At 46.4% G+C, this 237-nt stretch carries 1 protein-coding gene; it reads left to right on the plus strand.

Going from position 1 to position 237, the window contains the following annotated elements:
* Positions 1–16 precede the first annotated feature (16 nt).
* Positions 17–237, plus strand: a 221-nt coding sequence (locus tag C6N31_RS45000) for a hypothetical protein (RefSeq protein WP_232486391.1), incomplete at its 3' end; no start/stop codon positions are given.

The following is a 237-nucleotide window of genomic DNA, read 5'->3' on the forward strand; positions in this document are numbered from 1 at the left end:
GGAAGAAGAGGCAACAATGGCGGCCGAAGAGGGAGAGAAGACGCCAAACAAATCACCCATGCCAAGACAAAATATGAAAGCTAGCAGAAAGATGGAAACCCCCAAGGGTAAGGATGGAACTGCTGCAGAGGATGAAAAGGAGCAGCAATCATCAGACAAGGAGTCCAAGAGTGCAGGGATGATCTTTATGTGTAATTCTAGGACGAAGCAAGACTGCTTCCATTACAAGATTTTTGG

The sequence above is a fragment of the Streptomyces fildesensis genome (assembly GCF_016107395.1).
GTDB classification, from domain to species: domain Bacteria; phylum Actinomycetota; class Actinomycetes; order Streptomycetales; family Streptomycetaceae; genus Actinacidiphila; species Actinacidiphila fildesensis.